Below are 9,484 nucleotides of genomic sequence, written 5' to 3'. Positions count from 1 at the left end.
TCCACAGTGAAAATCCTCCCGCCCTCCCTGTCGCCAGAAAGGGTAAAGGTGGACGACTTTTACGCCGCCCGCAGCAGGCTCATCCCGCCGCTACCGTGGCCGACTTTCGCACCGCCGTTCTCATCTGTTCGATCTTGAGAGAAAGGCATCGGGCGAAACGCTTGATTGCAATGTTAGGTGGGCCATCATCGTAACCGCTGTGAGCGGCCCTGACCTGCCGTTCCTCGATATGCCCGATGCCGCGCTGCAACATCACCAGACCGGCCATTCGTGCGTTGTGCAGCATTTCGTGTCGGGTACGCATCAGAGGACAAGTGGATACATCGGATTTCTCCACCTGAGATGTATGGGGACTGGCTACAGGCCGATATCCGACTGCATCTGATGCTGGGTGCTTGAAGCCCATGGATGAAATAGAGTCAGCTGGCGCGGGTGCGGGCGATGTTGACATGGGCTTCGCAATCAACCCCGCGCTGGATGATCTTGCCGCCAGCCGCGCTGACCAGACGGCGGATGCCGCGGTTCTCGCTGGCGAAGTAGAGATCTGCCGTCCGCACGCCGATCCGGGAGGCGGCGGTCAGACCATCGGTCAGCAGGGCCTTGCCGAAGCCGCGTCCCTGATAGGCGTCCTCGATGGAGATGCCGATCTCAACACGGTCATTCTGGGTATTGAAGAGCTCAAGCACGCCGACGACGCGGCTCTGCCTCTATGCCGAGCACCACATCGGGGCTCACCCGATCGGTGATGAGGCGCATGGGGCGGTCTGGCAGGGCAGCCATGAATCGTCGTTGGCGTGATCCAAACCCAAGGCGCAGGTAATGCGCGGCAACCGTCTTGCGCCAGTCGGACAGGGTCCCTGGCAGCGGGGACTTTCGCGGTGGTGTGAGCGCGATAGCCATCGGATCTCCTTCCCCGCAGGCATTGACATCATGCTCAGGAAATAATGCTGCAATGCAGCAACCGTGAGTCCACGCGACGCAGCGTCAGGCAGCAGAGGGTGTGTTTGAGAGCCAGGACGCGCAGTCAGCGTCATGACTGAGAGATGTGAACGCCAGGCGCTATCCAGTTTGGCGCGGACCCGGTGATGGATCATCACGCAATCTGCTTCGCGGTGATCCAGGTGAGGATAGATGGCAGTGAAAAATTTCGCAGAATACTTTGACCTGAAACAAACTCATCCCCATTGGTTTGCCGCAAGCTATATAACATGGAACATATAGATCATCTCAGGGCGCTTGGCCTTTTCGAAGCGCGGGTGCCGCGCTACACCTCTTATCCAACAGCGGCAGTGTTTACACCGCAGACGGGAAGCGTATTTCAACGGCAAGCGCTGGCGACGCTTGATCCAGATATCCCTGTGTCCGTCTATGTCCACATCCCCTTTTGTGAACGCCTATGCTGGTTTTGCGCCTGCCACACGCAAGGCACCCGAACGCTCAGCCCCGTAGAGAGCTATATCGAAACGCTGGAAGCAGAGCTTTCCCTGATGTGTGCGACGATCCCATCCGGGCTGCGCATGGGACGACTGCACTGGGGGGGCGGCACGCCGACAATCCTGCCGCCACATCTGATCCATCGCCTTGCTCGCTCGATACGCGCAGTGTTTCCCGCGCATGACGTGTTCGAGTTCTCGGTTGAAATTGACCCGACAATGGTGGATCGCGCCAAGATCAATGCGCTTGCCGCCGAGGGAATGACCCGCGCCTCGATCGGCATTCAGGATTTTGACCCGCAAGTGCAGGCCGCCATCGGACGGGAACAACCCTTCGAGATCACGAAAGCCTGTGTTGACGATCTGCGGGCGGCGGGGATCACATCGCTGAACACCGATCTGGTCTATGGCCTGCCGCATCAAACGCTTGAGCGGATCAAGGATACAATTTCCAAGGTCCTTTCCTTTGCCCCCGACCGCGTGGCGCTGTTCGGTTATGCACATGTGCCTTGGGTGTCGAAACGGCAAAAGCTCATTGATGAAAGCGCGTTGCCTGATGACATGGCGCGCTATGAAATGGCAAGCATGGCGGCCACGTGGTTTGTGGATGCCGGATTGACCCCAATCGGCATCGACCACTTTGCCCGCCCCGGTGACACGCTGGAGACGGCGCTTCACAGTGGGCAGTTGCGTCGCAATTTCCAAGGCTATACCGCCGACACCTGCCAGACGCTGATCGGGCTTGGGGCCTCCTCAATCTCGCGCTTCCCGGGGGGATACGTCCAGAATGCCCCCGCAACAGCGGCTTACATCCAGCGCATCGGCGCAGGTGATGTCGCAGGATCACGCGGCTATACCCTGTCTGATGAAGACATCCTGCGCGCCCGTGCCATCGAGCTATTGATGTGCAATTTCCGGCTTGATCTTGATGAGTTGAAGGCCGAATTCGGTCCCCGCGCGGCAGCCTTGACGCCAACACTTGAGGGTATTGCGGATAAATTTGGCTCACTTGTGGCGTGGAGCAATCAGCAGTTGGAAATCCTTCCGCCAGGGCGATCCCTGACGCGCATGGTTGCTGCTGCCTTGGATCAACATGTACCGGACCGCCTGACTTATTCCCGAGCATCCTGAGCATAACGACCTCGGCAGTTCCACATCGGCTGGAACAAACGGGTTGGTCTCGTGTTGGAAATTTGTTAACGTTCACGTGATCCGCCCGTGAACAACCACACGTTAGCCCCTGCCAAGATGGGGCGGGGAGGCAGCATTGTCAGATCGACAAGCCACCGAACCCGGAATGCCACCGGAACGACTCAGTCGCCGCAGGGAGTTGACCCGTTTTCTGGTGCTGGCCTTTGGAGTATGGCCTGTAATCGCAGTTTGCGTTGTCGGCGGCTACGGGTTCCTCGTCTGGATATATCAAATGATCGCCGGTCCGCCCGGCCCACCGGGACTATGAGGCTGGGTGGTGCGGTCGCCCACGATAACCCGCCGCGCTCTGCTCCGCGGCACGCCCCGCCCGGCACCGTTCAGGCCGCGGCCACCGGGATTTTTACTCGGCTCCCTGGATGCCTGCACGCAGTGTGGTCTCTGCATGAAGGCATGCCCAGAGGAAATTCTCGCAGTCACCGGCGACGGAGTGGAACTGCATCCCCACTTGGGGGAATGCAATTTCTGCGGCGCCTGCGCAGAGGCCTGTCCGGAGCCCGTGTTCGAGGCCTCCGCTGCTATGGCGCACGTCATGAAAATCACCACGGATTGCTTCGTGCAGGCCGGTATTGCCTGCATGTCCTGCCGCGATTCCTGTCCTGAAGCCGCAATTTCCACACAGGCACAAATAGGCGCACCCTTTCTGCCGCGCCTCGATGCAGCCGCCTGCACCGGCTGCGGAGCCTGCGCCGCATCTTGTCCAGCGGATGCCATCCGCGCAGTCGAGAGGGAGATCGAGGATGCCTGAGGGACGCTGGCATGTGTCATCGGCCGTGGTGAACGTCGCCGCAGAGGAACGGGAACCAGTGCGCGCCCGCGTGGAGGCGCTGGACGGGGTGGAGGTACATGGCGGCGACGCCACACGGATCATCGTCACCATCGAGGGGGCCAGCACTGGAGAATTGGGCGACCGTCTCACCGAAATCAACCTGATGCCAGGCGTGCTGGTGGCCAACATGGTCTTCGAGCATGCGGAGGAAATGGAGGAATAGCCATGCCACTTGATGTCACGCGTCGCCAGTTGCTCAAGGCCCATGCCGCGGCGCTCGCCGCCTCTGCCGTGGGTCTGCCGCAGGAGGTTCTGGCCCAACCCGTCCCAGGGGGGGTCGAGGCACTGAAAATAAAATGGTCCAAGGCACCCTGTCGGTTCTGCGGCACCGGCTGCGGCGTCATGGTCGGGGTCAAGGAGGGTAAGGTCGTCGCGACCCATGGCGACATGCAGCACGAGGTCAACAGGGGGCTGAACTGCGTAAAGGGCTATTTCCTATCCAAGATTATGTATGGCGAGGACAGGCTCACCACGCCCTTGATGCGCAAGACGAACGGGAAATTTGACAAGAACGGCGAATTCGAGCCGGTCAGCTGGGACGAGGCCTTCGACGTGATGGCCGAACGCGTCAAGAAGGTGCTTCGCGAAAAGGGGCCAGAGAGCATCGGTATGTTCGGTTCCGGCCAGTGGACGGTGATGGAGGGCTACGCCGCATCGAAGCTGATGCGCGCGGGCTTCCGATCCAACAACCTCGACCCAAATGCGCGGCATTGCATGGCCTCGGCCGCGACCGCCTTCATGCGGACCTTTGGCATCGACGAGCCGATGGGCTGCTACGACGACTTCGAACATGCCGACGCCTTCGTGCTCTGGGGGTCAAACATGGCAGAGATGCACCCGATCCTCTGGACGCGGCTCGCCGACCGCAGGCTGGGCACGCCCGGCGTGAAGTGCGCCGTTCTCTCGACATTCACGCACCGCTCGATGGACCTGGCCGATATCCCAATCGTGTTCAAGCCGGGCACGGATCTGGCGATCCTCAACTACATCGCCAATCACATCATCGAGACCGGTCGGGTGAACCAGGACTTCGTCGACCGGCACACGGTTTTCAAGAAGGGGGCCACCGATATCGGCTATGGCCTGCGGCCTGAGCACGAACTCGAGATGGCGGCCACCGGCGCAGGTAATCCCGGCCTTATGGAGGACAGCGATTTCGCGGCGTTCAAGGACCATGTGTCGACCTACACGCTGGAGTATGTCAGCGAGCTGTCCGGGGTGGAGCCGGGTTTCCTTGAGGAACTGGCCGAGCTTTATGCCGACCCGAACAAGAAGGTCATGTCGCTCTGGACCATGGGCTTTAATCAGCACGTGCGCGGCGTCTGGGCAAATCAGATGGTATACAACATCCACCTTCTGACCGGGAAGATTTCGGAACCGGGGAATTCGCCCTTCTCGCTCACGGGTCAACCATCGGCCTGCGGTACGGCGCGGGAGGTGGGTACCTTCGCACACCGGCTGCCGGCCGATATGGTGGTGACCAATCCCGACCACGTCGCCATCGCTGAAAAGCTCTGGAAGCTGCCGAAAGGCCTTCTGAACACCCAGCCGGGGTTTCACGCGGTGCAGCAGGATCGGATGCTGAAGGACGGGGTGCTGAATTTCTATTGGATTCAGGTCAACAACAACCTTCAGGCCGCGCCCAATTCCCAGAACGAGACCTACCAAGGCTACCGTAATCCCGACAACATGATCGTGGTGTCGGACGCCTACCCCACGGTCACGGCGATGGCCGCCGACATTATCCTGCCTGCTGCTATGTGGGTGGAGAAGGAAGGCGCCTACGGCAATGCCGAGCGCCGCACACATGTCTGGCATCAGCTGGTGGATGCGCCTGGGGAGGCGCGGTCGGACCTGTGGCAACTCGTCGAATTCTCCAGGCGCTTCACCACAGACGAGATCTGGTCGGCGGAGATTCTCGACGCCAACCCCGATTATCGCGGCAAAACGCTGTTCGACGTGTGCTTTGCGAATGGGCAGGTCGACCGCTATCCGCTCAACGATGTGAACGAGGACTACGCCAACCACGAAGCGCAGGATTTTGGCTTCTATATCCAGAAGGGCCTGTTCGAGGAATACGCGGCGTTCGGGCGTGGCAAGGCGCATGACTTGGCACCCTACGACACATATCACCAGAACCGTGGGTTGCGATGGCCAGTGGTCGACGGGCAGGAAACGAAGTGGCGGTTCCGCGAGGGTTATGACCCCTATGTCAGCGAAGGTGCGGGCGTAGAGTTCTATGGCAATCCGGACGGACGCGCGGTGATCATCGCGGTGCCCTACGAGCCCCCGGCCGAAAGCCCGGATGACGAGTTCGACATGTGGCTGGTCACAGGGCGGGTCCTGGAGCACTGGCATTCCGGTTCGATGACCATGCGAGTGCCGGAGCTTTACAAGGCGTTTCCCGGTGCGATGGTGTTCATGAATGCGATTGACGCGCGCAACCGCGGGCTGAACCAAGGGATGGAGGTGCGGGTCATCTCGCGCCGCGGCGAGATCCGCAGCCGCGTGGAAACGCGGGGTCGGAATCGGATGCCCTCGGGCGTGATCTTCGTGCCATGGTTCGACGCAAGCCAGCTTATCAACAAGGTGACCTTGGACGCGACCGACCCGATCTCGAAACAGACAGATTTCAAAAAATGCGCCGTGCGCGTGGAGCCGGTATGATGGGACAATTTCGCCTTACCGCAATCCTCGCCGCCTGCCTCACCGCGACGTTTGTGCTGGCACAGACTGTGCCCGAACTGTCGGGACCGCAGCCTGACCCGATGGTGTCGGTCCCGGCTGAGCCGCTGGAGCGTTACGTAACCGACGACGCGCGCCAGATGCGGGCCTACCCGGAGCAGCCGCCGATCATTCCGCATTCGATCGAGGGCTATCAGCTGTCGGTCAACGCCAACCGCTGCATGACCTGCCACCGGCGAGAGCATGTGCAGGGGTCCGGCGCGCCGATGATCTCAATCACGCATTACATGACGCGCGAGGGGCAGATGTTGGCCGATGTCTCGCCTCGCCGCTATTTCTGCACCCAATGCCACGTGCCGCAAGCCGACACCGCCGCCCTCATCGGCAACACCTTCACCGACATGTCCGAAATGGGCGCTGTCGGCACGGGGAGCGAGTGAGATGCGCTGGATCACGACGCCTTTCCGTTGGTTCTGGAACGTTCTCTGGACTCCAGCAGGCACACTCGGCCTTGGTTTTCTGACGCTCGGCGGTTTTGTCGGCGGCGTCATCTTTTGGGGCGGCTTCAACACAGCGCTTGAAATCACAAACACCGAAAAGTTCTGCATCTCGTGTCACGAGATGGAAGCCAACGTCTACGAGGAGATGTCGCGCACCATCCATTTCTCCAACCGCTCTGGCGTGCGTGCAACCTGCCCGGACTGCCACGTGCCGCACGAATGGACGGACAAGATCGCCCGCAAGATGCAGGCATCCAAAGAAGTCTGGGGGCACATCTTCGGCACAATCAGCACGCGCGAGAAATTCTTGGACCATCGGCTGGTCATGGCCAAGCGGGAATGGGCGCGGCTGAAGGCCAATGACAGTCTGGAATGTCGCAACTGCCATTCCGAAGTGGCAATGGACCTCAGCCGGCAGGCACCTCGGGCGGCGGAAATTCACACCGAATATCTGCTGAGTGGCGCGCGCACCTGCATAGACTGCCACAAGGGCATAGCGCACGACCTGCCAGATATGACCGGGATCGATCCGGGATGGACCGTGCCCGACGCCCTTCAGGGCGACGTGCAGCCGGGCCTGACCGAAGCCGAAGAAATTCAGAGCTATCTGTTGAAAGTTCCCTCGGAAGACTGATCTTGTCACCGATTGGCGGATCGCAATGCTGGCAGTCGTTGGACCAGTCGCGCGTGTCCTTCAGGCACCCTCAGTTCCTGTCCCGCGCGGCGAAAGACAACTCGGTGGGGTTCCCCGTCGCCAGCAAGCCAGCGTGCTTCGGCCTTGGTGAGCTGCTGTAGGCCCCTGCAACCGTTGCACAAATGCCTGAATCAGTCGCAGCGGCGACCAGCGCTCTCGAAATAGCTTTAACTACAGAAAACCTGACCTGCTGCGCCTGCACATTCCGTTTTCCGATTCTCTGGATGTTCCGGAATTAGATTATCATTGCGGCAAGGTAAGACTCGAGGTGAGCGCCCTTCGGGCTGCGCCGCGCGCGTGTTCCATTGCGTGAAGTGGAGGTCCGCTTTCGTCTTTAACACTTATCTGCCTCGCAAGGCGGCGAATGCACATTTCCCGCCCTGTATTAGGGCGATGGTGGCGGCGTCAAAGACGGCCCATTGCGGCCATTCACTTGCTGATGGCGTGCTGCGGTGCAGCTTGCCAGACCGGTCATTCGTGCGTGGTGCAGCTTTTCGTAGGGTGGATGGCAGCAGTGCGAACAAAGGGTGAAGTCGCTGCGATCACGCGTAGGTCCGCTGCCGGAGTGGCAGAAAATCCGGATGAAAAGTTCAAATGAAAGGCGTACATGAAGTAAGCGAGCAAAGGGGCATCCAATGTCATCCACTCACTTAGGTTACCTGCACAGCATCTTGGGTCGGACACTGTGCAGGAAACCGTTCACGCCGGGATCAAACCAAGCTTCTTGTCTCTCGACCTGACAAGCTGGATCAACGGAAGCGCAGCAATCAGAGTCCATGTTTTTCCAATCACTTGACCAGACAGAAATTCGAGGTTTCCAAAGGCAAGTGACAAAAACAGTATGCTGTCGACGACGATCCCTACTGCCCCGCTCGCAGCCACAGCAAGAACGAGTCCGCGCCGCTGAAGGGGTGTGAATACCGCGAGGTCTGCGATCTCAGAAAGTGCGAAAGCGACTACGGACGCCAGGATCAATGCAGGTGGCGCTACAAGACCTGAGAGCGCTGCCCCGACGACAATAGCTGCAACCGCCCACCGCACCCCAAGGCGGCGTTGCACAAGGTCGCGGAGAACAAGCGCAGCACCGATGGCCAACACGCCGCTTGGGGCGGAAATGCCCGGCCAAACTGGTATCACACAGGGTCCATCAGGAACACAAAACGTCCCAACGTTTCCAATCAGCCAGTTCGCGAGCGGGATCGACAGCGCGAACAGGGCAAGATAGGCAAAGCCTTCAAGCTGCCGGATAGTATTCAGCGTCATCTTCAACCCCTCCCGCGATATGTCGGAACGCCTTGATCGGGTATCCAAAGGTCCGTTGGCATCGATGACGTTTGAAAGAATACATCGATCGGAATGCCTCCCCGCGGGTACCAGTACCCCCCGATGCGTAGCCACTCAGGCTCAAGTAAATCCACGAGACGGCGGCCGATAGAGACGGTGCAATCTTCGTGAAAGGCTCCGTGATTCCGAAAGGATGTGAGGTAGAGCTTCAGCGACTTGCTCTCGACCAACCATTCTTTGGGTACATAATCGATGACCAGATGCGCAAAATCAGGTTGGCCGGTCATCGGGCAGAGGGACGAGAATTCTGGTGCCGTAAAGCGCACCGAATATCGCACGTCTGTTTGTGGATTGCGCACCCGTTCGAGTACAGCCTCTTCGGGTGTGCTTGGGATAGGAGTTGCCTGGCCCAATTGCTTGAGGCCGGAGTAGATCGAGTCGTCAGACAATGCAGAGATACCTTCTTGAAGGCCTCCGCCGAGCCCGCTGCGCCGAACGCAGCTGTCCAGTGTTCCTTGTTTTAACCGGGTAGGCTGCGACCGGAGGCTGTTAGACCAAGCTTGATCGCATATCCTAACGAATGAACTCTTGAAAGGGTCCTTCCGCGTCTTCTGTGAATGGCAGTCTTCAACAGACGAAAGTTGCTCAAAGATACGCACGACCTGGTTGAACAATGCAACGAAACAAATCCAAGATCGACGGGAAGCAGGGGAAGAGCTGCACGCCAAGATTGCGTTCAAACCAATGGCCCGGCAAATGCCGAGCCTTTTCCTTTCAAACCTGACATTAAGCTTCAGCGGATCAGGCGCACGATCACGTTGTTCTCCGGGTCTACGAGTACTCTCTCGCC

General features: G+C 59.5%; 11 protein-coding genes. 7 read left to right on the top strand and 4 right to left on the bottom strand.

The features are described from left to right. Positions 1-79: 79 nt before the first annotated feature. Entirely contained in the window at positions 80-304 is a 225-nt protein-coding gene (locus PVW27_RS19065) for a hypothetical protein (protein WP_274560465.1), read from the bottom strand. A 115-nt stretch (positions 305-419) separates the two neighbouring features. Beyond that, complete coding sequence (locus tag PVW27_RS19060; RefSeq protein WP_274560464.1) at positions 420-686, bottom strand: GNAT family N-acetyltransferase; 267 nt, start codon at positions 684-686, stop codon at positions 420-422. A 522-nt stretch (positions 687-1,208) separates the two neighbouring features. Between PVW27_RS19060 and hemN the strand changes: the two genes are divergently transcribed. From hemN to PVW27_RS19030, 7 genes are all read left to right on the top strand, one after another. Then, on the top strand, positions 1,209-2,564 hold the full coding sequence (hemN, locus tag PVW27_RS19055; protein WP_274560463.1) for an oxygen-independent coproporphyrinogen III oxidase: 1,356 nt from the start codon (positions 1,209-1,211) through the stop codon (positions 2,562-2,564). Positions 2,565-2,730: 166 nt separating this feature from the next. After that, positions 2,731-2,892: a periplasmic nitrate reductase, NapE protein gene (gene napE, locus PVW27_RS19050; protein ID WP_274560462.1), complete on the top strand. Its 162-nt coding sequence runs from the start codon at positions 2,731-2,733 to the stop codon at positions 2,890-2,892. A gap of 6 nt (positions 2,893-2,898) precedes the next feature. After that, positions 2,899-3,390, top strand: a complete 492-nt coding sequence (locus PVW27_RS21620) for a ferredoxin-type protein NapF (RefSeq protein WP_443217141.1) — start codon at positions 2,899-2,901, stop codon at positions 3,388-3,390. Next, positions 3,383-3,634, top strand: coding sequence for a chaperone NapD (locus tag PVW27_RS19045; protein ID WP_274560461.1), 252 nt, complete (start codon positions 3,383-3,385; stop codon positions 3,632-3,634). Before PVW27_RS21620 ends, PVW27_RS19045 begins: the two co-directional genes overlap by 8 nt. Before the next feature lie 2 nt (positions 3,635-3,636). Next, entirely contained in the window at positions 3,637-6,138 is a 2,502-nt protein-coding gene (gene napA, locus PVW27_RS19040; protein ID WP_274560459.1) for a periplasmic nitrate reductase subunit alpha, read from the top strand. Next, complete coding sequence (locus PVW27_RS19035; RefSeq protein WP_274560457.1) at positions 6,135-6,596, top strand: nitrate reductase cytochrome c-type subunit; 462 nt, start codon at positions 6,135-6,137, stop codon at positions 6,594-6,596. Before napA ends, PVW27_RS19035 begins: the two co-directional genes overlap by 4 nt. Before the next feature lies 1 nt (position 6,597). Beyond that, positions 6,598-7,290 (top strand): NapC/NirT family cytochrome c, encoded by a 693-nt coding sequence (locus PVW27_RS19030; RefSeq protein ID WP_274560455.1) that lies wholly within the window; start codon positions 6,598-6,600, stop codon positions 7,288-7,290. Positions 7,291-8,049: 759 nt separating this feature from the next. Here the strand turns inward: PVW27_RS19030 and PVW27_RS19025 are convergent. Continuing rightward, positions 8,050-8,613 (bottom strand): VUT family protein, encoded by a 564-nt coding sequence (locus PVW27_RS19025; protein WP_274560453.1) that lies wholly within the window; start codon positions 8,611-8,613, stop codon positions 8,050-8,052. Between the two features lie 2 nt (positions 8,614-8,615). After that, entirely contained in the window at positions 8,616-9,083 is a 468-nt protein-coding gene (gene queF / locus PVW27_RS19020; protein ID WP_274560452.1) for a preQ(1) synthase, read from the bottom strand. Positions 9,084-9,484 lie beyond the last annotated feature (401 nt).

This window comes from Seohaeicola sp. 4SK31, assembly GCF_028802875.1.
In the GTDB taxonomy this organism is placed as follows: domain Bacteria; phylum Pseudomonadota; class Alphaproteobacteria; order Rhodobacterales; family Rhodobacteraceae; genus Seohaeicola.
The sequence above is the reverse complement of the archived record's forward strand: the minus strand, read 5'-3'. Positions and strand labels throughout refer to the sequence as shown.

Excerpts from the sequence above, each read along its gene's own strand:
- PVW27_RS19025 (WP_274560453.1), bottom strand. The coding sequence starts at position 8,613 with ATGACGCTGAATACTATCCGGCAGCTTGAAGGCTTTGCCTATCTTGCC.
- PVW27_RS19035 (WP_274560457.1), top strand. The coding sequence starts at position 6,135 with ATGATGGGACAATTTCGCCTTACCGCAATCCTCGCCGCCTGCCTCACC.
- PVW27_RS19030 (WP_274560455.1), top strand. The coding sequence starts at position 6,598 with ATGCGCTGGATCACGACGCCTTTCCGTTGGTTCTGGAACGTTCTCTGG.
- PVW27_RS19065 (WP_274560465.1), bottom strand. The coding sequence starts at position 304 with ATGCGTACCCGACACGAAATGCTGCACAACGCACGAATGGCCGGTCTG.
- hemN (WP_274560463.1), top strand. The coding sequence starts at position 1,209 with ATGGAACATATAGATCATCTCAGGGCGCTTGGCCTTTTCGAAGCGCGG.
- PVW27_RS19045 (WP_274560461.1), top strand. The coding sequence starts at position 3,383 with ATGCCTGAGGGACGCTGGCATGTGTCATCGGCCGTGGTGAACGTCGCC.
- napA (WP_274560459.1), top strand. The coding sequence starts at position 3,637 with ATGCCACTTGATGTCACGCGTCGCCAGTTGCTCAAGGCCCATGCCGCG.
- napE (WP_274560462.1), top strand. The coding sequence starts at position 2,731 with ATGCCACCGGAACGACTCAGTCGCCGCAGGGAGTTGACCCGTTTTCTG.